At 31.4% G+C, this 25,041-nt stretch carries 21 protein-coding genes and 1 pseudogene; 11 read left to right on the top strand and 11 right to left on the bottom strand.

Going from position 1 to position 25,041, the window contains the following annotated elements; all coding sequences use genetic code 11:
- Window positions 1-300: 300 nt before the first annotated feature.
- Window positions 301-1,359, bottom strand: a pseudogene (locus AC23L6_RS08515) (RHS repeat domain-containing protein); the annotation flags it as partial.
- Window positions 1,360-2,440: 1,081 nt separating this feature from the next.
- Here AC23L6_RS08515 and AC23L6_RS08510 point away from each other — a divergent pair.
- From AC23L6_RS08510 to AC23L6_RS08465, 10 genes are all read left to right on the top strand, one after another.
- On the top strand, window positions 2,441-2,608 hold the full coding sequence (locus tag AC23L6_RS08510) for a hypothetical protein (RefSeq protein WP_487561743.1): 168 nt from the start codon (window positions 2,441-2,443) through the stop codon (window positions 2,606-2,608).
- Between the two features lie 33 nt (window positions 2,609-2,641).
- Window positions 2,642-3,073, top strand: coding sequence for a hypothetical protein (locus tag AC23L6_RS08505; RefSeq protein WP_487561742.1), 432 nt, complete (start codon window positions 2,642-2,644; stop codon window positions 3,071-3,073).
- A 419-nt stretch (window positions 3,074-3,492) separates the two neighbouring features.
- Window positions 3,493-4,929, top strand: a complete 1,437-nt coding sequence (locus AC23L6_RS08500) for a hypothetical protein (RefSeq protein ID WP_487561741.1) — start codon at window positions 3,493-3,495, stop codon at window positions 4,927-4,929.
- A 100-nt stretch (window positions 4,930-5,029) separates the two neighbouring features.
- Window positions 5,030-5,236, top strand: coding sequence for a helix-turn-helix domain-containing protein (locus AC23L6_RS08495; protein WP_487561740.1), 207 nt, complete (start codon window positions 5,030-5,032; stop codon window positions 5,234-5,236).
- 23 nt (window positions 5,237-5,259) lie between these two features.
- On the top strand, window positions 5,260-6,543 hold the full coding sequence (locus AC23L6_RS08490) for a hypothetical protein (protein ID WP_487561739.1): 1,284 nt from the start codon (window positions 5,260-5,262) through the stop codon (window positions 6,541-6,543).
- A gap of 58 nt (window positions 6,544-6,601) precedes the next feature.
- Window positions 6,602-7,042, top strand: coding sequence for a hypothetical protein (locus AC23L6_RS08485; protein WP_487561738.1), 441 nt, complete (start codon window positions 6,602-6,604; stop codon window positions 7,040-7,042).
- A 145-nt stretch (window positions 7,043-7,187) separates the two neighbouring features.
- On the top strand, window positions 7,188-7,958 hold the full coding sequence (locus tag AC23L6_RS08480; protein WP_487561737.1) for a hypothetical protein: 771 nt from the start codon (window positions 7,188-7,190) through the stop codon (window positions 7,956-7,958).
- Complete coding sequence (locus AC23L6_RS08475) at window positions 7,951-10,398, top strand: DEAD/DEAH box helicase (protein ID WP_487561736.1); 2,448 nt, start codon at window positions 7,951-7,953, stop codon at window positions 10,396-10,398. Before AC23L6_RS08480 ends, AC23L6_RS08475 begins: the two co-directional genes overlap by 8 nt.
- Window positions 10,399-10,549: 151 nt before the next feature.
- Window positions 10,550-10,837 carry a helix-turn-helix domain-containing protein gene (locus AC23L6_RS08470; protein WP_487561735.1) on the top strand — a complete coding sequence of 96 codons (288 nt, stop codon included), beginning with the start codon at window positions 10,550-10,552 and terminating at the stop codon, window positions 10,835-10,837.
- 64 nt (window positions 10,838-10,901) lie between these two features.
- The gene (locus AC23L6_RS08465; RefSeq protein ID WP_487561734.1) at window positions 10,902-11,918 is read left to right on the top strand and encodes an HNH endonuclease signature motif containing protein; all 1,017 of its coding nucleotides are present in this window, start codon (window positions 10,902-10,904) and stop codon (window positions 11,916-11,918) included.
- A gap of 24 nt (window positions 11,919-11,942) precedes the next feature.
- Here AC23L6_RS08465 and AC23L6_RS08460 read toward each other — a convergent pair whose 3' ends face one another.
- The 5 genes from AC23L6_RS08460 to AC23L6_RS08440 form a co-directional block, all read right to left on the bottom strand.
- Window positions 11,943-13,235: a phage integrase SAM-like domain-containing protein gene (locus tag AC23L6_RS08460; RefSeq protein WP_487561733.1), complete on the bottom strand. Its 1,293-nt coding sequence runs from the start codon at window positions 13,233-13,235 to the stop codon at window positions 11,943-11,945.
- Window positions 13,236-13,480: 245 nt separating this feature from the next.
- On the bottom strand, window positions 13,481-14,419 hold the full coding sequence (locus AC23L6_RS08455; protein ID WP_487561732.1) for a pseudouridine synthase: 939 nt from the start codon (window positions 14,417-14,419) through the stop codon (window positions 13,481-13,483).
- 262 nt (window positions 14,420-14,681) lie between these two features.
- The gene (locus AC23L6_RS08450; protein WP_487561731.1) at window positions 14,682-15,602 is read right to left on the bottom strand and encodes a geranylgeranylglycerol-phosphate geranylgeranyltransferase; all 921 of its coding nucleotides are present in this window, start codon (window positions 15,600-15,602) and stop codon (window positions 14,682-14,684) included.
- Between the two features lie 28 nt (window positions 15,603-15,630).
- Window positions 15,631-16,569: a mevalonate kinase family protein gene (locus AC23L6_RS08445; protein WP_487561730.1), complete on the bottom strand. Its 939-nt coding sequence runs from the start codon at window positions 16,567-16,569 to the stop codon at window positions 15,631-15,633.
- A gap of 4 nt (window positions 16,570-16,573) precedes the next feature.
- Window positions 16,574-17,695 carry a diphosphomevalonate decarboxylase gene (locus AC23L6_RS08440; protein WP_487561729.1) on the bottom strand — a complete coding sequence of 374 codons (1,122 nt, stop codon included), beginning with the start codon at window positions 17,693-17,695 and terminating at the stop codon, window positions 16,574-16,576.
- A 102-nt stretch (window positions 17,696-17,797) separates the two neighbouring features.
- Between AC23L6_RS08440 and AC23L6_RS08435 the strand changes: the two genes are divergently transcribed.
- The gene (locus AC23L6_RS08435; RefSeq protein WP_487561728.1) at window positions 17,798-18,274 is read left to right on the top strand and encodes a TspO/MBR family protein; all 477 of its coding nucleotides are present in this window, start codon (window positions 17,798-17,800) and stop codon (window positions 18,272-18,274) included.
- On the opposite strand, the gene AC23L6_RS08430 is transcribed toward AC23L6_RS08435, so the two are convergent.
- The 5 genes from AC23L6_RS08430 to AC23L6_RS08410 form a co-directional block, all read right to left on the bottom strand.
- On the bottom strand, window positions 18,275-19,489 hold the full coding sequence (locus AC23L6_RS08430) for a BaiN/RdsA family NAD(P)/FAD-dependent oxidoreductase (protein WP_487561727.1): 1,215 nt from the start codon (window positions 19,487-19,489) through the stop codon (window positions 18,275-18,277).
- Window positions 19,490-19,686: 197 nt separating this feature from the next.
- The gene (locus AC23L6_RS08425; RefSeq protein WP_487561726.1) at window positions 19,687-20,094 is read right to left on the bottom strand and encodes a GxxExxY protein; all 408 of its coding nucleotides are present in this window, start codon (window positions 20,092-20,094) and stop codon (window positions 19,687-19,689) included.
- A 37-nt stretch (window positions 20,095-20,131) separates the two neighbouring features.
- Complete coding sequence (locus AC23L6_RS08420; RefSeq protein ID WP_487561725.1) at window positions 20,132-20,836, bottom strand: glycerophosphodiester phosphodiesterase; 705 nt, start codon at window positions 20,834-20,836, stop codon at window positions 20,132-20,134.
- 71 nt (window positions 20,837-20,907) lie between these two features.
- Window positions 20,908-22,572, bottom strand: coding sequence for an alpha-amylase family glycosyl hydrolase (locus tag AC23L6_RS08415; protein ID WP_487561724.1), 1,665 nt, complete (start codon window positions 22,570-22,572; stop codon window positions 20,908-20,910).
- Between the two features lie 11 nt (window positions 22,573-22,583).
- A complete protein-coding gene (locus tag AC23L6_RS08410; protein ID WP_487561723.1) occupies window positions 22,584-24,953 on the bottom strand; it encodes a glycoside hydrolase family 31 protein in 2,370 nt (789 codons plus the stop codon).
- Between the last annotated feature and the right edge of the window lie 88 nt (window positions 24,954-25,041).

The raw sequence follows: 25,041 nt of genomic DNA, 5'->3' as shown, positions 1-25,041 counted from the left end.
GCGCTATCGTTCACGATAATAATTTGTTATATCCGAGCTATAGGGTATTTCAGGACAAGACAGTTAATATTCTAATAATCCCTTTCCTGTTATTTTATATAACAAACCTAATAGTATATAAACTATTATTAATATGATAAAAAACAATAACCAATATTTTAGGATTCTGTTCCTTATTACCTTAATTTTTAATATATGAATAAGGCCAATTGCTAATCCGTAGGCAAATAATACAATAACAAGAAATAAAACAATAATCAGGACAAATACGGAGCTGTTTATATCTAAGAACATAATTTTTTATTTATGAATTTGAATAGTAGTCCCAATGGATGTATTTTTTTGCCCATACTCCCACTGCTTTTGACTAAAAGGAATATTTTGTTCTTTAAGATACCCTCCTAATAATTCAGCCTGTGTAGATGTTAAACCTTTAAATGTACTTTGTTTGCCAGTGGTAATTTTGATATAAGCGTCAAACATAAAAATATTATTTTCTTTCGTTTTCCCATTTTTTTGAATATACTTAAATATATCCAAATTTGGATTACTATTTGTTATATCACTTGAAAATCCTTTTTTATATAAGTTTTTAAGTGTATATACATAATTCATATATTCAATAGGTCTATCACTTATATTATCAGCAATTTTACCATGCTTTGGACCACCTTCTGCATGTTCAAAAGTTATATTTCCTAAAAAATATCTTATCAGTGGGGCAGTCAATGGCTCATCTACTCCATGGTCACCATACATTACTCTTTCACCATTCTTGATGTAACTATGAGCCCAAGCATCTCCAACTTTATGTAATTGATATAATTCTCCTTTCATTACTCTAACTAAAGCATCATGCAAAACTTCCTTTTGTAATCCTCCTGTTAATCCATGATAGTCAGTTTGTAATTCAGGAACTGACCATGTACCTAAACCACCATCACTACCCCAACTTAAATTTGGATGTCTAGGGTTTGGCGTTATACTCATCGTATTATCTCCATGAACTGTATGGTCATATTTTTCGGCAGCAACAGCCAATTGTCTAGCCCTAGCTGGTTTCATACCCATGGCTATACCCATTGCATAAACTGTCCAAAAATGTCCATCTTCTTCCCAGTTCCCATCTTTATCCTTATACCTCATAGGATTATCAAAAGCAAATCTATAAGGTGACCATTCAGGTGCTCTGGATTTCATTTTATCAGCACTGAACCACCGTCCAACTCTGACATCTAACATCCTTGCTCCGAAGTCATAGCTGTTTCCTTCGCCTTTGAGTTCATCGTCTTTTTCCTGTCCTTGAAAGCCGTATCTATAGCTATCACTAGAGCCGTGTCGGTTAGGCACTAGCATCCCAAAAGGATAGTAATTTAATCCCTGCTAAAAACAATATATATAAGAACTGATTCACTTTATAAATACCTAAAGTATGCTATATAAGGCATTTTTATGCTTTTCAAAGATAGAAAATTTAACAAAAAAAGGGTTGTGTTTTTTCTGCTTTTAAAATTGTTTGGCAGAGGTTTGACAAGTTCAGAAAGCAAAAAACGCAAACAATTAATTTATAAGGGTTTGCGTTTAAAAAGAACGGATAAGAGGAGTTGAAACCAAGTTGATATTGTGTTTATCGATAAGTTGTTAAAAATCAGCAGCCTATAGCCTTTTTCAACAAATCAACACAATTTTTGTTTATTATGAAACTAGAAAACCAGCTAAAGAATTTATTGAAATAAACTTAATTTTTTTTGGACGATAAATTAGGAACAGGAATTAAATGCAATACTTAATGACGCGAAATCTGAAAAAAAATGTTTATTGCAAACTTTCAGTATTGTATATATTTATTACAAAAACTTTGTTCAAAGAATTAGAAAATTCAGAAATTCATTTGATGGGAATGAACCTTTAATTCAAATACCTATCGTATTTATTGATGATTTGCCTGAGGATTGTTCTCTTTCCACAAAACAAAAAAAGTAACAAAAAATCTTACATTACTTTTTTTGTTTTTTTATTACGCTAATAAACCCAAGAAAAACAGCACATTACCTATAATAAAACAAAAAGAAAAAAAACAAATCTATTTTCTTTTTCGTTTAATTTTTTTGTTTTTTATAAAATTATATTTCAAATAACTACATATTTAACGCTTACTTTCTTATTTTTAAAGAATCAAATTCTTATCAAATAAAAATGCCGATATTTAAAATTCTGTACTATTAAAATACTTAAAAGGTCAAGATAAAACGTTAGTTGTAAAACGATGGAATGATTACAAAAATCATTTTCACAATGTTACTATTCAAGACAATATTAGAAATAGCATAGAGGAACAATATCAAGGAGAATTTCTAATTGATTTTTTCGCAACAATTTTGGGTTATACTAAAAATCCGCAACCAAATTTTAACCTTACAACTGAATATAAAAAGTAATATTGTCATTATCTCAAAAGGCCGAGTGGGAAGATTATTTTACTACCGAAGCAGCCAAAGTAAACACCATAAAAACTCAAATAGAACCTACTGACAAGGCTATTGATTTAATGGTTTATGAGTTATATGGACTAAGTAAAGAGGAAATTGAGATTGTAGAAAAAACTTAATCTATCGAAAAAAAATTAAAAAATTAATTATTTATGGAAACATCTGAACCAGTAAAAAAATGTCAGTTTTGTGCAGAAAATATACTTATCGAGGCTGATGTTTGTAAATTCTGTCATAGAAATCAAATTGATGATAAAAAAAAGGAAGAAATGATAAATAGCTTGTCAATATACAAAGGTTTAGTGGGTAACATATTTTTTATATTAATAAAGTCATTTTTTCGTTGGTGGTTAGGTTTAATATTTATTGCTTTAATGATATTTTCAATCCAAGATAAAAGAAAGACATTAAGGAACGAATCAAAGTTAGAATTGCTTGAAAAGTATGAAAAGCATCAAAAATATTTGGGAGGAAAAATATTTTTAGATATCATACTCCACATAGTAATAATTCTTTTAATACTATTGTTCATAGGGTATTATTATTCAGAAGACAGTGCTTTATTAAATAAATTAATAAACTAGGTAAACAAAAGAAAAACTATTACTTAGACAAAAAGTCGATTCGGAAGACTATTTTAGTTTATGAGCTAAAAAAGTGTTGGCATTAGAAACAACCGATAAAACAATTGATGCATTGCTTTACGAGTTGTAAGGTTGGAGAGGAGTTTGAGATAGTATAGAAAAGTTAAAATGTTATTATGTCAGAAACAATAATAGTAGTAATTGGGGTCATTGTAATCATTGTAGTATGTTGGATTTGGATTAAATTTTGGATGCTATTTATTAAGCTTATTGATTACTGTCATCATTCAATCATTCAGAGAATTAATAAAAGTTCAAGTAAAAATAAAAACCTCCAATAATAATATTGATACAATGATTTATGAATTATATGGTCGGGTAAGGATTAGATTGAGTACAGTAGAAAAATTATAGTGCCAATGAATAGAATTTATTTAGATAGTAATATTTATCGTTACTTGAAAAACAATCAAGAAAACAAATCTTCATCTTTACTAGAAACTTTGATTCAATTAAAAGAGGACATGATTTTCTATTATTCCTATGCTCATTTATCGGATTTATCTAGAGATAAAACAGATAAAAAATTCGAAGATTTACTTTTCATGGAACAGTTAGTAAACAAAAATTTCCTGAATCTAAATTCCGAAGAAGAATTTGTTAACGTTCAAATCGCAACTCCTACTGAGGCATACAATTGTATGAACTTTGCCCCAATTAATGAAGCTTTGGATTTCGAAGAATTATTTACTGAATTGGAAATTAGAGAAGATGACTCTTTTGAGATTAAAGAAGCTAAAGAAAAAATGAAAAAGATTTTCAATATGCCTCTTACTTTACAAGGGATTCCGAATTTAACGGACACGTTTGAAGAAAACAATCCAATAAACAAATTACTTCCAACTCTCTCAAATAATGGAACTCTTATAGATTTAATGAAAGGAATGTTAACCACGTTCAATGATTTAAATGAAGACCCAACTATTTGGAGGGATTTTAGAAACTACTCAATTAAGTCTCTTGGCGATAATCTATTTAACATTGACGTAAATGATAATAGTTTTAATGAACTTTTAAAAGAAACTCGATTACAGAAAAGTTTTCTTGAATTTGTGGAAGATACATTCACATATAACAAAAGTCTTGAAAAACAAAGAGAATATAATTTTTTCATTAATGCTTATAATTGTTTAAATCTACTTGGACTTGATGGAGAGAAGAATAAAAAAGTTGTTTTTTCAAGCTTTCAAAATGATGCTCAACATGCGTATTATGCTGCTCATTGTGAATATTTAGTTTCTGATGACGAACAACTTTTGTTAAAGGCAAGAGTATTATATGATTTATTTGGAATAGAAACTAAAATTTTAAATTTTAAGGATCTTGAACATTTAGTTACTCTACAACAAAAAAAGGAATTAAATTTTGAATCATTTGTCGAAGGTCTTGTCGGAGTTTTTGAACACGGGATTTTGGAAAATGATTTTGAGATTTTGGAACAAAAAAAACGAGTCTTGGTTTATAAATTGAAAGAAGATTTGTTTAATTTTTTTAATAAATTAAACCTAGTAATTACAAACAAAGACACACCCTTGTATATATTTTACAATGAAATAAAAAACTACTCAAGATTTACCTCTTTTACTGAATTTAAAAAAATAACAAACAAAATAGTTGCCGTATTAGGAACTGACAGTAATAATAAAAATGAATTTACAGATGAAGACAGAAAATCAATAATTGAAGATAATTGGCAAGGAAGAATTTGGCATTTTCAAAACGAAAGTTTTTATTTAGAAGTCCTACAAAATGAAAAAAAACTATGCTTTTATTATATTCCAAATTATAAAATTTAAATAAATTTATTTTGTTATAACAAATAATGAGGTTGTAGAAATAGAGGATATTTCAGTTGATGAACTGACAGATTTAATTGCTGAAAAATTAGTTGACAAAATGGAAAAACGAATTACAACGCTAATTTCAAAGCAAAATGACAAAGAGTTGTTATCAAGAACCGATACAGCTGAGTTGTTAAAAATAAATCTTACTACTTTATGGAATTGGAGAAAAAAAGGTAAGATTACAGGCTATGGAATTGGTAATCGTGTTTATTACAAAAAAAGTGAAATAATGAAATCGTTAGTTATTCTCAATCGTTGAATAATACGTGAAATATAAGAAAAATGGGCAAAGAATACATTTACCATAACTTTATTTGGAAAGAAATATTTAGCGATATAAATCTTAATAAAATTTACCCTCGATTCAAAAAAGGAGAACAATTTAAAAGGGGTTTCAATAGTATTACTCATAATTGTGTGGGATTGTCTAATTACACTATCAAGAATTCTGAGACTAAACTTTATTTATCCATTAAAGACATCGGAGAAGTTTTTGAGTTTACTAGTAACTGGATTGCAACTAAAATGAAAGGTGCTTTTTTGGAAACTATATTTGATGAAATAGTAAATGAACACAAAATAGAAAATGAGTATGTAAACTGGAGAGGTTTTTTATTTGATTATTTACTAAACATAAATGAAAAAGCAACCGATTTAAAGCTTGTAAAATCTTGTGAAGATAAGATTGAATTGAGTTTCAAAGTTCATTTAAATCAATTGCAAGACACTTTTGAACCAATTACATTTCTTGATCCAGTTTTTATACTTGAATTGGGTAGCAAAAGTCCACAAGAAGTTTATAAAATTGGGTTGGATTTTTTAGATGTTGATAATAAAAAGTGTATCGGAATTCTTAAGACAATAGTAGAAGAAATGCCTTATGTTGGGTTAATTATTGGAATTGCCTATTTCTACGAGGGTAAAAGTGAGCTTTCAAACAATTATATTATTGATGCTTTAAATGAAGTTGATAGCATTAATTTTTCAGATGATTTTACGGGATTAATAGCGGAAATTATAGCCACTAATGAATTTAATTTAGGTACAGTAACCGATAAAACTATTAGAATGTTTTTCGATGTATTAGATATAAATCAAAGTACAACGGCATTAATAAAATTGTCATATATAATTTTGAGTAAAAACATCAAACATTTAAAAGAATTTGCATTAGAAAATGTTGCTATTGCAATAGAATATAATTTAAATAATGATGACGAATCAACAAGAATTTCAGGATTTCATATAATATGTTCTGTTTTGTTATGGAATGACAAATTCAATGAAGCCGAAAAATATCATCATTATTTTTTGAATGAAAACAATGATTTTCTTAAACTTTATTTTGAGCATGTTAAGGCATATATAATATTGGCACTTGCAAAAAACAATCAAAATTTCATCTCAAATTTGTTTTTAGATTTTCCTCACTTGAAAAAATTATTTTCAGGATTATTTGATGCGTGGAGTTTTGAAAATTTAGAGTTAAAAAATAAAAACTGGAGTAATCTAAATATTTACAATCATAATAAGATTGTCAATGCTAGAAAGATGTATTGTGGTTAAGGAAAAACCTTATATTAGTATTGATTGAAAAAATGTAAAATTTAATGTGTTTTTAGGTATGGAAAATGAAATTACTATCTATTTCGATGAACCAAAAAAATTTGAAGCTTCTAATATTAGACCTTTGAATGGTTTAGCTGTATTGTATTTTATTTTTAGTAAATCAATTGATATTCAATACCCTTTTGCAAAATCCAAATTATTATATATAGGTATGAGCGAAAGAAAAACTAACAGCATCGGGAGTAGATTACTTAGTCATTTTGAAGGTAAATCGAAGAACATTGGACTAATTAATTACAGAAAAATAGAACCATTATATTTTACCTACATAAATTTTGAAATATTGCAAAATGTATGGAAGTTCAGAATTGAGGATTTGGAGAGCCACTTTATATCGAATTTTGTTAAAAACTATGGTGTTTATCCCATTTGTAATAATGAAACTAGACTTACAGTTTTAGACATAAAGCATCCAGCAAATAAAGAGTCCGTCTGATGATTTGTAAAAAAGAATTAATATATTTGATTTTAACACAAAGCGAAAAAAACCTTCGCCTATCTACCTAATTTTTGGTGTATATACGAAGGTTTGTTTGGCCTATATACAAGTTAACTGCAATTTTAACCAACAAGACAAACAAATGTTTGGAAGATATAAAATCAAAATATCAGGACAGATTACTCTTCACGTCATAAACATTGATTCGTATTCTCCAAGATTAAAGGATTATATTGAAAGAAACATACACCAAATTTGGAATGGAGACAATGAAGTTATAGAAAGTAGTAACGATATAAAAACCACAAAAATAGAACTCAAAAGCTTATTAGATAAAAAGACTGATTTACAAAAAAATGGAATAATATCTGAGTTCATTTGCCATCTGTATTTACGTGCAAACAAATTCAACCAACATTTTCTCTTTAGCAACTTGGAAGAAAAAGGCATGAAAAAAGGATTTGACGGTTTGTATGGGATTGATAATGAGTTTTACATTTATGAAAGTAAATCTTCTTTGGAAACAACTCTAGATGCTACGCATAATTCTAACATCAGCGAAGCATATAATGACTTAAAAAAGAAAATTGAAGGCTTAAATACGACTAATAATCCATGGAAGAATGCTTATCATCATTCTACTCTTAGGTCTGTGAATTTTAATGATACCATTTCAAAAACTTTGAAGAAACTATCAAAAGAATATGTTGCTAAAAAATTTGGCGAAATTAAAAACTACAATTTAATTCCTAGTTCTACAATTTTTTTAGGGGCTAGATACACTATTATTGATAAAGACGATCTCGTTGCTAAAATAACTGCCCTAACAAATAGCTATAAGAGTAAAAACTTAAACGTACTATGTTTGAACAAAAACACTATTCAAAATTTTATAAATTATTTAGATGAGTAAAATTACAAGTGTAGAGAAAAGGCAGTTAAGCACCTTGAAAAATAACGAAGAGTTTATCAACTGTTTTAAAAAACTAATATTCAATACTCAACTAACTTTTGAGGAATCTCAATTTATACTTTCTGCATCATTAATATTCTTTAGATATTACAATAATGACAAGAGATTAAGAGGATGTTTCAACATAGCTTATTATATGGTTTTGAAATATAGCTTAGTAAAAAACGATTTTAGACCTCTTTATGACATATCATTACAAATAGGCTTTTATCCAATTTCTGAGTTTATTTTGACTAATAATTTATTAGATGAACAATATTTACATGAATCTATAATTAACCATGAGATAAGAAAATTGTACAACAATTCAAATTATATTGAAACTGTTGAACAACATAATAGATCGAAAGAAATTTTAGAAAGGATTAAAACAGAAGATTCTGCATACATTGCCCCAACCTCATTTGGGAAAAGCTCAATAATTCGTGAAGTAATCAAACAAAATGACTTTTCCAAGATTGCGATTATTGTTCCAACGAAATCACTTATAACCCAAACTTACATTGATGTTAGAAATTTAGACTTAAATTATAAGCTTGTTTTACATGATGAAATGTACAATGGAGAGGATAGGTTTATAGGTGTTTTAACTCAAGAAAGAGCGACAAGACTAATCAATAATTATGATGTTTCATTTGATATATTATTTATTGATGAAGCACATAATATTCTGAAAAACAATAGCAGAAATCATCTATTGTCAAGGTTTATAATGCTAAACTATAAAAAGAATACAAATCAAAGATTATTATATCTATCTCCGCTAATTAATGATTCTAAAAACTTAAAGACAAAATTCACATCTGAAGGACAAATATTTGAAAGTAGTATAAAACATAACTTAAAAGCATATGATGTTTTTTATTTAGATAAAAAGGGGAAACTCTCTTTATATAATAGATTTTCTGATGAGCTATATCAAGTTGACAAAAATATTCAATTTAACGATTACATAATTGCAAAAGCACAAGAAAAGAATTTCATATATAATTATCGACCAAAAAATGTAGAGGGAATTGCAAAAAAACTATCCTTGTCGCTTGAAGTTATTGAAAACGAGAATTTAAATAGAATATCAATTACTATTGCAAACGAAATATCAGAAGATATTGACTTGGTTGAATTGATAAAAAAAGGGATTATCTATTTACATGGTAAACAGCCAACTATTCTTAAAGAATATCTCGAATATCAGTATAAAGAAATTCAGAACTTAAAATTTATTATTGCTAACTCTGTAATATTAGAAGGTATTAACTTTCCTATTGAAACATTGTTTATTACATCAACCTACGGATTAAATGTAAAGGACTTAAATAATTTAATTGGACGAGTTAATAGATTGAATTATGTTTTTCAGAGTTCGTTATCAAAACTTATATCTCTTATACATTTTGTTGATTCTATAGAATTTACTGACAAAAAAAGTGATATGTCCAATAAACTTTCTTTATTAAGAGAACATACTTTTAAAGATGAAAACAAAAATCCTTTATTAGACAATTATAATGTTGAAGAACTTAAATTATCGAAAGAAGAACTTACAAAACAAAAAGAAAAAGATAGTAAACTAATAAAATTTACAGAATTTTTAATCAATGAAAAAGATACATCTTTAGAGAGTAGAATTAAGTATAGCTTTATTGAAAATAATATTGATGATTTTTATTGGAATATGGAATCTGTGATTCCATCAGTTATTGAAAATTTCAAAATAATTTCAGACAGAAACGATGTAATTTCCACTATTTATGAGGTTTTTATATTGAATATTGAGAATCAAATTAAAGATTACGAAATCGAACGTTTGAAAAATGAAAAAGCTAGGAACTACTATAAAAATTATATTGATATAATACAACTACTAAGTTTAAGAGATAAAATAAAAAACACATTAAAATATTTTGAAGCCAAAGCTCAAGATGAAAATGATAGCCATTTATTTATTGGTAGTTCTTTTGGAGAAATAGTTAACCCATCACCGAAATATCGAAACAGTGAATATCTACAAGAAGTATATGTAAATTTACATGGAAAGAATAGACAGCAACTAGCAAATATATCTTTAGTAAAAATAAAGCTGGAAGAAGATTTTGTAAGTTTTAAATTAAAAAAGCTAATAACATTTCTTTATGATTTTGAACTAATAACAAAAAATGCCTACTTTTTAGCCGTTTATGGAACTGATGATGAAAATGTAATCAACCTAACTAGAATTGGATTAGGGCCAAGTATTACGAGAGTATTAAAAGAAAACAATCAATTACAAAATATTTCTTTCGACCAAAATGGAAATTTAGTTTCTAATGAACTATTTAAAAACTTTTTAGCAAATCAATCAGAACTATTTAAATTTGAAATTAACAAATACATAAAATAAAAAACTGCAGTTAACACGGGTTTTGCGTCAGGCGGGTGGACGTGCAAACTTGAAGCTTTGTGCTTCTATTCAAGTTCAGTGCTGGTTGACTGTTTTGTGCTCCGAAACCCGCCCGAACGCAAAGCCCGAAAACGTTAAAAATATATTGGCAATGATTAAAAAGGAAATAGTACAATTAGAAAGCATTTCAGTTGAAGAGTTAACAGAAATCATTGCTGATAAATTGGCGGATAAGATAGAAGCTAGGATTGCAATACTTATTTCAAAGCAAAATAACGTACAGTTACTAACCAGAACCGAAACGGCTGAGTTGTTAAAAATTAATCATACTACGTTATGGAATTGGACAAAAAAAGGTAAGATTACAGCCTACGGCATTGGTAATAGAGTTTATTATAAAAGAGGGGAGCTAAAGAAAGCTTTAATTAAAATTAATTAGCACTCAACATACAGCAACGTACTGTAAAAAGAACATGTAATTTATAAAAATTTTAAGAGTAGAGATGATTGACATAGAAAACTTTAAACTCGAAAAAGAATGCATTTACAAAAATGAACGCTATTCTGTTCGTGATAATGGAGCAGTATTTCGCTATCCACTTGACGGAAGACGAGCAAGACCGACCGACAATAAATGGATATTTGGTATACTGAACAGTAAAACAGGCTATTTAGAAATTGCTTCTATCCGAATTCACAGAATAGTAGCGACCGCATTTCATGGTGAACCTCCAACAAAAGAACATGTTGTTGACCATATTGACACGAACAAACAAAATAATCGACCTGACAATCTACGTTGGGTAACAAGATTAGAGAATATTTTACTTAATCCAATTACATCAAGACGTATTGAAATTATTTGTGGAAGCGTTGAAGCATTTCTTGCCGATCCTTCGAAATTTCGGGACAAGTTTCTAGATCCAAACTATAACTGGATGTGTGCAGTTTCAGTAGAAGAGGCAAAAATAAGCTTAGAACGAATGTTATCTTGGGCAAATAGTTACAAGACCTTAAAAGGAGGTTCGTTGGGAGAATGGATATTTAATCGAGAAATCGTTCATAGTCCATCTGGCATACAACCCAACTACATGATGTCTAAAACTCCTAATGCAGCTCAACGTGTTATTTTTCCCAATGATAAACCAAACGAATATCCAAGCACTCCTCAAGCGTTTAAAGGTAATCCATTAATAGCATATCATGAAAGTTTGAAAGAGGGAACTCCGTTCTTTAAAAATCATAATGGAGAATATATAGTCGTAAAAAGCGGATTTTCTAGAGATAGACAAACTCTATATGTAATGACAAAGTCTGCCTTTGTATGGAGAGAAAGAGAGGATGGAGAACATATTCCCGTACCTATTGCTGAACTTCGGGAAGTAATTTCCAATGTGGAATTACCTCATGCACTAACTGAAATAACTTATGAAGATGGTTTATTTATACATGAAAAGATAGAATCGGGTTTTCATCCAACTGAAGAATTGGAACAAATATTCGCCGAATTTACTCAATAATTATTAAAGCCAACTGTAGGAACATTAAATAATTGTTGAATTTTTCCAATATGCTTTTAACTTTTCTGCATATTCTTTGGGAGTAATTTTTATGTAGCTTAAAAATTGAGCTTCGGTTTTATGACCAGTAATTTTCATAATAGTAAGAGTGTCAATTTTCCCATATAGATTGGTTGCAAATGAGCGTCTGCAAATATGTGAAGTTACTAATTCGTGTTTTGGAAATTTACCAACTTGTTTTCGGTGTATTGTTTCTTTTTTACCATTTTTTTCGATTGTAATTTCTGAAATCTTTGCACCCTCAACGACCTCTTTAAATCCGACTTCCTCACAAATAATTTTGATGTAATCATTAAATTTTTGATCACTAATTTTTCTTGGGAAACTTCCATTTCTTTTTTCTAAAATAGCATTTACTTGATTGTGAATTGGAATAATAACAGGAAAGTCTGTTTTGATTGTTTGTTTCTCTATAAAACCATCTACAAGGTTCTTTTTTGTTAGTTTTAGGAAGTCGGAAATCCTAAATCCAGTTCTTAAACCAATAATAAACCAATCTCTAGCATTGTCTAAATAGTCTTGCACGAAAACTTTATTGTATATGGCATTTATTTCATCTTCCTTGAGGTAAATGTCGTTTGTTTTATTTGTTGGCGAATAAAATTCTGTAAGTTTAAATTCCTTTGAAATTGTGTGGCCTTTTTTGTCTGCATTGTTACAAAATAATTTAAGATCGTCAACATAGCCGCCAATCGTATTAGGATTTAGTTTTTGTTCTTTTTCTAAGAATTCAACAAATTTGTTATGAAATGACAGGGTAATATCCATAAGTTTAATTTTGCTTCTAGTATGCTTTTCAAAAGCTAAAATTTTATTTAAAGTAGTGTTATAGTGTTGTATTGTTCTTGGTTTTATAGGTGTATTATTTCTTGTTTTTTTAGATTTAGAGTCTTCAATAAAAGCGTCAATATAGTTGGTTAAAAAGATGCTTGCATTTACCTCCTCATTGTCAGTTACTCTATTAAAAAAAATGCTTATTTTCTCTTGTAGCCAATTTGTATTTACTGTTTCGGCTTTAAGTGTTGCATCGCTAAATTCTTTTCGGATGTAGGTATTAAGTTCTTTTAGTTTATTATTAATTTCTTGATAATTAACATCAGTTGTAGCTAAAACTTCTTGTTTTGATTCACTCCATCTTTTATTTGGAATTTGTATTCCTATGGAACGTTCAATATCGATTAACTTACCATGTTTAAATCTATAAAAAATCGTGTTCCAATCGTTACTAGTTTTAATTCTAAAATTACCTGTAGCCATATTTTTTGGTTTTTACAAATATAGAACATTTTTCATTCCCCGTATATTCCCCTAAATTTATTAATTGTTGTTAATTTTGGCAAATTAATAGTAGTTAAAATAACACAAAAAACACTGTTATGTCTATTTAAATAAGGGATTTTTTAATTTTTTTAAATTTCGGTTAATTAAGAGTTCGATTACTATTATCCGCACAAAAAAAAGCTTCTCATTAAGAAGCTTTTTTTGTTTTAAATATGTCTGCTTTATACATTCTTTAAATTGATAATTTCCTGTTCTGTCAAATAACGCCAGTTTCCTCTGGGTAGATTTTTCTTGGTTAATCCAGCAAAGGCTACTCTATCTATTCGCAAAACATCATATTGAAAGTTTTCAAAAATGGCGCGAACTACCTTTACATTTGACGTTCTTAGTTTGAGACCTATTTCTGTTTTAGGCTCATTTTCAATATAACTAATTTCTTCCACATAAAGGCGATGTCCGTCTAGGGTCACGCCGCCAGCAATTTTCTCCAAATCTTCATATTTCAAGTTTTTATCTAGCGACACCTGATAAATCTTAGATGACTTTTGGTTCGGCAAGGTAAACTTCCGAATCAAATCGGTATCATTAGTAAAAAGCAAAAGACCAGTAGTATTTTTATCCATTCTTCCCACTGCCGAAATTTTGGCAGTTGTCGAGCCTTTAACCAGTTCAAGAACATTTCTATATTCTTGTCCTTCGTCTAGGGCTGTAGTAAAGTTTTTGGGTTTATTCAACAAAATATATTCTTTCTTTTCAGGAGTTAGCGTTGCCCCGTCAAAGTTCACCACATCGCCTGGCTTTACCATATACCCCATTTCTGTAATAGCAACTCCATTCACTTTTACATTTCCTGACTGAATATAAATATCAGCATCACGACGCGAGCATACTCCAGAGTTGGCAATGTATTTATTCAACCGAATTTCATCTGCTGCTTTTGGTCTTTTTGAAGCTTGATTGGGTTTTTTCTCCGACTTTGCGTTAGAAGTAGCATCAAATTTAGTGGTAGATTTTACTTTTTTTGGCCCTTGAGCGCGTTTTGGCATGGCAGGTTTAGCTCCGCTCCGTTCGGATCCTCCTCGGGTTGGCTTGTTCGAATTAGGTCTAGAACTATTGGTTCTTGTTCCGCCTCTTTTATTATTGCCTCCTGTATTAGTCATATATGCTGTAATTTACTTCGTCAGTTCGCCCTTTTTTGGGCTCGTGTGTGCAAAGATAGGCATTTAGATTCGTTTTTTCAGGAGCTTTTTTACTTCGTCAGTTCGCTGCGCTCGTGTCCGCTATACGTTTCAATCTTTTGCTTTTTTGTCATTGCGAGTTTGCGAAGCAATCAAAAAAGCAAAAGGATTTCCACTACTATCTGCCTGTCGGCAGACAGGTCGGGGCTAAAAATATCTAGATAGAAGAAAAGGAGTAGTAGAATTAAATAGCTTGCAGTAATTTTTTACCATGCCATAGAATACTCGGGTTAATGAGTATGATGCAAAACACGCCAGCAACAATAAGGAATTTCAAAATGTTGTGCAGTTGTACAAATTGCTCTCTAGTCTCCGATTTCCAAAGTTGAATACCAAAGAAAATCATAATCATAAATCCAATATAGAAATAGATATCCATATACCCAACATCAAAAATGTTGATTAAATAATACACCGGAATAACGGTCAATAGTAATAACACCGTAATTATTTTTTTAGAAACCAATTCTCCATGAACAATTGGAATGGTTTGATAATTGTTGGCTAAATCACCTTTGATGTTTTCTAAATCCTTTATCATTTCCCGAATTAAGAGCAATAGAAAGAGGAAGCTAGCATGAAAAAAGATGACTTCGTAAAAATTTTTATAATACAACAGAATTCCAAAAAAAGGCAAAACCGCCAGAAACGCTGCCATCAAATTTCCTATGATGGGGTATTTTTTGATTTTATGAGAATAGAACCAAATCAGGAAAATATAAACAGAAAAGAATACAACAGCCCGTCCTGAAACAAAAAAAGCAATCAGTACCACAAAGAAATTAAGGGAAAAGTAAACGTATAGTTTTATCTTTTGGCTCACCAGACGATCGAGTTGGGATTTATTAGGCCTGTTGATTAAATCTTTTTTACTGTCGTAAAAACTATTAATAATATAGCCTGAAGCGATAGTTAGGCTTGAGGCAAGTACCAAAATAAATAAATTAAAATCAAGTACGATGTGTAGTGCCCGTTTCTCAGGAGCTAAAATAAAAATAGCAGACAGGTACTGAGCCAATACAATAATAGGAATGTTATAGCCACGAACCACAGAAAACAAACTGGCAATTTTTAGAAGAAGCAATTTGTTCTTTCGGCTTAACATGTAAGGAATTTAAAGTTAAGAAGCGATTTTAAAATTGATAAACCACTTCCAGTTTATAGTCTTTTAAAGATTTTTTTGCCTTTTCTAAATCTTCTGTAAACCCTAGGATGTAACCACCACCACCTGAACCGCATAATTTTAGGTAATAATCGTTGGTGTCAATTCCTTTTTGCCAAATTCCATGAAATTGTTCTGGAATCATTGGTTTAAAATTATTCAAAACTACTTTTGATAATTTTTTAGTATTGGCAAATAGTGATTTTACATCACCACCCAGAAAGTTTTCGACACAAGCATCAGTGTATTTTACAAATTGTGTTTTTAACATGGTACGAAATCCCTTATCTTTAAGGTTTTCCATGAAAATATTGACCATCGGAGCAGTTTCGCCCACAATGCCTGAGTCTAACAAAAATACGGCACCTTTACCATCCAAACTTTGAGTTGGGATTCCAGTTGCTTCAATATTGTCTTTAGAATTGATTAAGATAGGAATACTCAAATAGCTGTTTAGAGGATCTAAACCCGAACTTTTTCCGTGGAAAAAACTCTCCATTTGAGAAAATATATTTTTTAATTGTAGTAACTTTTCGCGAGTTAGGTTTTCAAGAACGGTTATTTTAGTATGAGCATATTTGTCATAAATAGCCGCAACTAAAGCACCACTACTTCCAACACCATATCCTTGTGGAATACTAGAATCAAAGTACATACCGCGTTCTACATCTGTTTTTAAGAGGTTTATGTTGAAAGTGACTAAATCGGGTTGGTCTTTTTGTAATTGCTCCAAATAGGTTACAAATCGTCTTAAACTTGCATTGGATTGAATGGCTTCTGGCGATGGATTTTCATCTACTTTCAAAGCGCCATTGTAGAAGTTGTATGGGATGGACAAACCTTTAGAATCTTTAATAATCCCGTATTCACCGAATAAAAGAATTTTAGAATAAAATAATGGTCCTTTCATATTTTTATTTATCAATTATCAATTGAGCTCCAAAACCAATTTGGTCACAAATGTACTGAGCATTTTGACAATAGCCAACTAATTCGTCCTGAATAAATTGCAAAACTTTTTCACAATTGCTTTTTGGATACAAAACATGGACGTTTGCTCCCGCGTCAAGGGTAAAACAAACGGGTATTTTTGTCTCATTTCTGAACCTCCAAATCGCATTAATGATTTCTAAAGTTTTAGGCTTCATCAAAATGAAGTAGGGCATGGATGTCATCATCATGGCGTGTAAAGTCAAGGCTTCGCTTTCTACAATTTGGATAAACTCGTCTAGATTTCCGTTTTGAAGAATTGTTGAAAGATTACTGAGATTTTCGTGGGCTTGAACAAATCGTCTTTCGGCAAAAGGATGGTTATGCATTAAATCATGACCAACGGTGCTTGAAACTTGTTTTTCGCCTTTATCAACCAGTAAAATGGTATCTTGATAGTTTTTGAAAGCATCATGAATAGTATTCGGAAATTCAACTCCAAACAAATCAGAACTTCCTTTGGTATTGCTATGATTACCCCAAACGACAACACTTCCTTTTATGCTTCTGCAAGCACTCCCAGAGCCTAAACGGGCTAAAAAAGACGCTTTGTGATAGAAATAATCATCGGTCATTTCTGGTTGTAATGCTTTTTCTAAACTCATAAAATTCATTGCTAAGGCTGCCATGCCTGATGCCGATGAAGCAATTCCTGAACTGTGTGGAAACGTATTTTGAGTATCAATCGTAAAATGATAGTTTTTTAAAAAAGGCAAATAGCGTTCAATTCGCTCTAAAAATTTTTGAATTTTTGGTTTGAAATCTTCTTTTGGTTTTCCTTCAAAAAGCAAATCAAAAGAAAAACTTCCGTCATTTTCCTTTTTGGTAAAATCCAATCTGGTAATCGTTTTGCAGTGATTCAAAGTAAAACTTACCGACGGATTCGCTGGAATTTGCTTCGCCAGTTCGCCTTTTAGGCTCGGGTGATTGTCCTTTTTCCCCCAATATTTTACTAAAGCAATATTACTGGGTGCACTCCAAGTAAAATGTCCTTGCTCTACAGAGTAAGAATAGTTTTTCGGAATAAAATCGTTTGCTGAAAACATGAATTGTAAAATTTTAAGCAAAGATACTTTTTTGATGTATACCTTCATTTCTTTATTTGTAGAATCGAAATATAATTGAGTAAATTTGATAAAAATAATATCATGAACAAGTACGTAAAAATTCTAATTTTTGTTTTGACCTGTGTTGGTGTTGGTTATATCTCAGGAATGGTAACGCGTTCCAGTGTGTTAACATGGTTTCCAACGTTAGTAAAACCTAGTTTTAACCCACCAAGTTGGGTGTTTGCACCCGTTTGGAGTACCTTGTACATCATGATGGGAATTGCTGCAGGTTTGGTTTGGAGCCGTATGGATTTTGAAAGAGAAGCCGTTAGAAAAGCCTTGTTGTTTTTTTCGATACAGTTGGGCTTAAATGCACTGTGGTCGTTGTTGTTTTTTGGATTGCGAAACCCTATGTTGGCTGGAATCGAAATTATTCTGCTTTGGTTGATGATTTATGAAACGTACATCAAATTTGGAAAAATTGATAAAATTGCGGGTTATTTATTTATACCCTATTTGCTTTGGGTAAGTTTTGCTAGTGTTTTGAATATCAGTATTTGGTGGTTGAATAGATAGTTAACTTACAATAGCACTCGCCACAATAAACCCACTTGTCCAAGCATTCTGGAAATTAAATCCGCCCGTAATGGCATCAATATTTACAATTTCTCCAGCAAAATAGAGATTTTTGTGTAATTTGCTTTCCATGGTCTTAAAGTTGATTTCCTTTAAATCAATACCGCCAGCGGTTACAAATTCTTCTTTAAAAGTGCTTTTTCCATGCACTTGAAAAGTTGCATTTGTCAATTGTTGGGTCAAGTTTTGCAGTTGGTTTTTGGACAAATCGGCCCATTTAGTCTCTACTTCAATTCCTGAAGCCAAAACCAAACTTTCCCACAAACGGTTTGGGAACTTAAAAGGTGATTTTTTAGAAACCGCTTTTTTAGCATGTTCTTGTTTTAAGTCTTTTAGTATTTTTTCAGCATCTTCGGTATCTACATCATTCAACCAATTGACGTAAATGGTAAATTGATAGTTTTTGTCGTGTAAAATTCGTGCGCCCCAAGCAGATAGTTTCAAAATCGCAGGACCGCTCATGCCCCAATGCGTAATCAGCAAAGGTCCTGTAGCGCTAAGTTTGGTGTCTTTTACTTTTACAGAAACCACAGAGGATACTCCAGGTAAATCTTTAATTCGAGAATCTTTGATGTTGAAAGTAAATAGGGAAGGAACTGGCGAAACGATGGCGTGACCAAAAGTTTGCAGCATTTCCCATATTTTTGGGTTGCTTCCTGTAGCGAGAATTACTTTTTCTGCAAGATAGTTTTCAGATTGGGTTTCAACTTTCCAAAAGCCATTTTTTCTAAAAATCGATTGGACGCTTTGTCCCGTTAGAACCGAAATTCCTAGTTTTTGTGTGGCTTTTAGGAAACAGTCAATAATAGTTTGCGAAGAATTGGATACGGGAAACATTCGGCCGTCATCTTCAATTTTGAGTTCAACGCCATGCTTTTCAAACCATTCTATAGTATCTCCAGAACAAAACTGATGGAAAGGCCCTCGCAATTCTTTTTCGCCACGTGGATAGAATTTTACTAATTCGTTGGGTTCAAAGCAGGCATGAGTTACGTTGCATCTTCCGCCACCAGAAATACGAACCTTAGACAAGACTTCCTTTCCTCGTTCTAGAATTGCAACCCTGAGTTTTGGATTTTTTTCTACGATATTTATCGCTGTGAAAAAACCCGCTGCACCTCCGCCAACTATTATTATATCGAAATTTGAGTTCATTTTTAAACCATTAAGGGAATTAAGATTTATTACCTTTAGTTGTCTGCAAGTCTTAAAAATAATCGTTTATTAATATAATTTTGTTAAGTTAAAATTTGTCATAAAATTAGCTTTTTACACCGTTGCTTCACTAACTTAACTTTCTTAATGGTTTTAATTAATTTTTAAACCATTAAGGGAATTAAGATTTATTACCGTTAGTCATCTTCAAGTCTTAAAAAATATTCGTTTACCAATGGTTTTGTGGATTTTGTTATGTTAGTGGTATTAAAATTAATAAGCAAACCCTGTGGAATGCTTAATAGTTTCATATAGGTTAATAGTTTAGCTTCATCTATTGGATGAAATTTTTCAACTGTTTTCAATTCGACTATGATACAATCATTTACTAACAAATCCAATCTTAATGGATTAGATAGCTCTAAATCATAGTATTCAACTTCGACATTAATTTGCTGTTTAACGCTATATCCATTCTTTTCTAACTCGTATTTTAAGCATTCTTCGTATATTTTTTCCAACAAACCTGGGCCAAGTTTTTTGTGAACTTTTATGGCATACCCAATAATCTCATATGATAATTGTGTTATTTCTTTTTTTGTCATAGATGATTTATTTGTTTTGTTGCTTCATTGACTTAATTCACTTAATGGTTTGAGATAATATTCTATCAGGAAAATCGGAAATAATTCCGTTTACGTTGAATGATTGTATTTTTTGAATGTCTTCTATTTCATTTACAGTCCAAGGAAATACTTTTAATCCTTCAGTTTGCATTTGCATCGTGTTTTCTTTGGTTAACAGATGAAAATGAGGATGAATGGCCTCGGCTTTGATAAATTTCGCAAAAGCGATTACTAAATCCAAATCAGTATGTGTAAGGATTCCTATGGGAATCTGTGAATTTAGAGAACGAACTTCTTGTAAAGCATTCCAATCGAAACTAGAAACTAAAAAATGATTGTAAATCCAGTTTTTTGTTGAGATATATTGTTCGATTAGGTTAACAACAGGTTTTGCTGTTCCATTTCCTTTGAGTTCTACATTGATAAAGCATTGTCGGTCAACCAAATCAAAAACTTCGTTGAGCGAAGGTATTTTGTGTTCTTCATTAATTCTAAATGTTTTGAGTTCCAATAAAGAGAACGTATTTACAGCGCCTTTTCCATTTGTGGTTCGATCTAATTTTTCGTCATGAACGACTATGAGTTCTCCATCGGCACTCAAATGGACATCCAATTCTATTCCGTCAACTTGCATATCTAATGCCTTTTGGAAAGAAAGTAGAGTGTTTTCAGGCTCGTGCCCTTTAGCACCACGATGTCCTATTTTTAGGATTGAATTCATAGTAATTCTAAAGTGTAAACATAAAAAAACGCCTTCATTTCTAAAGACGTTTTAATGAAAATTATTTGAAACTATTTTTTCAATTCTAACAAAACAAAAGTATAAGGACTGTCAATAGTAACTTTGCCATTAGTAACCACAGCTTCTTTACCAGAATAGGTGTCTTTTACTACTGTTCCGTCACTAAAAATAGAACCTGTAGAAAGTTCTTTTGAACCTGTAGGTAAATCCAATCCAATCACTACTTTATCTACAAAACCATCTTTCGCAAAGGTTCTACTAAATGTATAAGGTTGTGCTGTAATTTGTTGATGGATTCCAGCACCAATAGCGGGATGATTTTTTCTAAATTGTCCTAATTTTTGCCAATGTGAAAGAATTTTTTGCGTTTCAGGATTGGATTGTACATCATCCCAGTTCATGAAAGAACGTAAAGTAGCATCGCCTTGTGTTCCCTCAACTACTAATGAACGACCGGTTTCGTCTCCATAATACACCTGAGCAATTCCAGGAGAAAGCAATAGCTTTGTTCCGCTCTCAATACTTTTAGTTCGTTTAGCATCAAAAGGAGAACCATCATCGTGTGATGACAAATAGTTTAAAACGCTATATCCTTTCAACTCGTTGTTGAGTTTGTTAGAATATTTTGAGAAGATAAATTCATAGTCTTTTTGCGCATCCCATTTGAACTCGAAATTAATCATGTTGTTGAATCCATTCTGATAATAGTTGACTTTTTTATCGCCAAAATCGAATAGCTGTCCACCACTTATACCATAATTATAGACTTCAGCAATGGTATAAAAAGGATTGTTGTCTAAAACTTTTTCAGGATTATTCTTTTTCCATTCAGCAAAAGCATATTCGCATTGGGTTTTGAAATCGGCCCAAACACCTTCTTCGGTATGTTTAACAGTGTCTGCTCGGTAACCATCAATTCCAAATTCCGAAATGTAGTCCGTTAACCATTTGATAATATAATTTTTTGGTGTTCTTGGGTATCCTGTTCTTTTGAAAAAGGCATCCAGCGAAGCTACTTCTTTTTCATAACGTCCTTCTTTTTTCCATTTTTCGATTAAGAAGGGTGGAAGGGCAACCTCTTGTGTGCTTTCTGTTTTTACATCGGGAAGATTGGCAACTAAAGTACAAGCGGTAGTATTTTGAAAAGTTTTGTAATCACATTGAGGACCAGTACGAACCCAATCATTTGGCCAAACGGTGTCAATGGTTGTTACGGGGCCAGTATGATTGATAACTCCATCCAATACGATGCGAATACCTTTTGCATGCGCTTTTTGAACCAATAAAGCCAAATCTTCTTTTGTGCCAAAGTTAGGGTCTAAAGCGGTCCAATCACGCGCCCAATACCCATGGAATCCATAAGAAAGTCCGGTGCCTTCATCTACACCATCGTGAATTTGTTCTACTATTGGCGTGAGCCAAATAGCATTTATCCCTAGTTTTTCAAAATAGCCGTCATCGATTTTCTGAATCACTCCTTTTATATTTCCGCCCTCAAAACCACGTAGTTTTCCAGCAGTCTTTGTACGGTCAAAATAGATTTCTTTTTTTTCATTTCCGTCCTTAAAACGGTCCGTTAATAAAAAATATAAATTGGCTCCTTCCCAAACAAAAGGAGTTTTACTTGATGGGTTCATAGTTGTTTTTTTAGAGGATGAGCAGCCAGTTAGTACTAGTGTCATTGAAAAAAGTGTATAAAACAGAATTCTTTTCATTTTGTAGTTTTTTATAATTGAATTTGAATAGTAGTGTTGAGATTAGCTTTAGAAACAATAGCGATTTCAATAGTATTATCTTTAGTAGTGAATGCAGTATCTTGTCCGTTTACACTTACTTTTTTTACTTTTGAATTTAGATTATGAAGCAGTAAACTAATATTTTTATCCGATGATTTATAGGCTTTTCCAGTTTCGGTTTTAATGGAAAGTGTCACGATTTTGTCTTTAGACTCATTTGTAAAATTCAAAATTTCATATTCGCCTTTTTCAAAAGCATTAGGAGTTTGCCCATTATCATTGTACAATTTTCCCTGACTTGATGGTGTTTTTTCATCATAATAAAAGTGCAAATCAAAATTAGTTAATGAATAGCTAGTTGTGTTTTGAATAGTTTTTATTAGCGGAATAAAGGCACCTCCACGAACAAAGACAGGAATATGATTTTCCACTACTGTAACGTTTTTTGTTGTTCCACCAACTTGTTTTTCATCTGTATAGAAATCAAACCAATTGTTGTTTTTTGGAAAATAAATAGAAGTTGAAGTAATTCCTGCTTTTGTTATAGGAGTTACCAAGAAATCATTTCCCCAAAGATAGGTTTCAGAAATACTCAAAAGAGCTTTGTTATCGGGTTCTTCAAATAATAAAGGGCGCATTAAAGGAAGCCCTTTTTGATTGTTTTCGAAAGAGAGGGTATAATTATAAGGCAACATTTGGTAACGCAACTCCACTTGTTTTTTAGCTTTGGCTTTAGTAACAATGTCTTTATAAACAGGCTCTGCGGCAACATCCTCGTGGGCATGCGGACGGAAAATTGGATTAAAAACACCGTATTGCAACCAGCGAATGTACAATTCGTTATCAAAATAATCGCCAGCAAATCCACCCAAATCAGAATGCATATAGGCCATACCTTGCATTCCCATTTGTAACGAAATCTCCATTTGTGATTGCAGTCCGCCCCAACTTCTGCTTACATCTCCAGACCAAGGAATCATTCCGAAACGTTGTGAGCCAGAATAACCTGCGCGCATTAAGATGAAAGGACGTTGATTAGGAAAATCCTTTTTATAGCCATCGGCGATTAATTTTGCCCAATTGTGTCCGTAAATATTATGCACTTCGTCTGCTTTCCCGGCTACTGTAATTGCTTTTGATGGGAAAACTTCGGGTTCCCCTAAGTCACCCCATAAACCACCAACACCTTGATTTATTAATTTTTTATACACATCCCAAAACCATGTTTTTCCCTCTGGCTTAAACACATCTATTAAACCCGTATTTCCAAAATAGAAATCATAGGTGAATGGTTTTCCGTTTTTATCGGTAGCCAAAACTTTTTTATCTGCTACCTCTTGCCATTTGCTGGAAGTTGTCAGCACAAAAGGTTCCGTTATTAGGACTGTATTTACTCCTTTTTCATTTAAATCAGAAATCATTTTGTTTGGCTCAGGAAATTTGTCTTTATCCCAATCTAAATTCCCCATGGTTCCTTTCATTTCTTTTCCAAACCAATACAAATCCAAAATTATTGCATCAACAGGAATTTTATCCTCTTGAAATTTTTTGATCGTTTTTTCAACTTCCTCTTGTGAGTGATATCCAAATCTGCTAGAGAAATTGCCCAACGTCCAGCGGGCGGGTAACGGTTGTTTTCCTGTTAAATAGGTATAATTGCCAATTAAGTCTTCCCATGTATCGCCAGCAATAACTTGATAGGTTTTTCTGCCAGAAATGGTTTCATAGGCCAAGGTGTTGTTTTTTTTGCTATCTAGATCCAAGTAACCAATAGGAGCATTGTCAAAATGCACAGCATATATTTTTGAAGATAAAACCAATGGCATGGTGAAATTCATTAATTCAGAATGAGTTTCATAGCCATAATGTGCGCGATTATACAATTGTAAACGATTGCCTCTGCGGTTCATTCCCAAAGCTCTTGCACCTCCGCCATAAAGAACTTCTGATGAATCGAGATTAAAATCTAGAATAGCAGTACTATCTTTCATTGTATACCCATTTTTTTCAGATAGGAGTTCTTTGGTTTTATACGAATACGAAATTGTAAAAGGTGATTTTTCGATGGTAGCAACAATTCCTTTAGTGGCAAATTGAATATAATTTTTGGAGTTGGTTATCTTAGCATTACCTTTTTTTGGAGATACGATAACAGCATGAGATTCTGGATTGTAAGTTTCTCCATTAGGAATGAAAGCGGTTTCAATAATCTTATCTGAATAAGATTGTATGATATATTTTCCGTCGGAAGTATTTATTTCTAAGGTGTTGTTGACTTTTTTAAAGTTCAGAAATGTTCTGTTTGCATTTTGTGCCAATGAAACAGTCGAAATCAATAGTAGTATAAAAAACTTTTTCATTTTTATTTTAACATTAAGAAGTTAAGGTCTACATTAAGAAGTTAAGGTCTACATTAAGGTAAGTTAAGACTCAATGAAACTCAATTCA

The sequence above is a fragment of the Flavobacterium sp. R1_16 genome (assembly GCF_057652095.1).
Note: the sequence above shows the minus strand (reverse complement) of the source record. Positions and strands in the feature narration are given on the sequence as shown.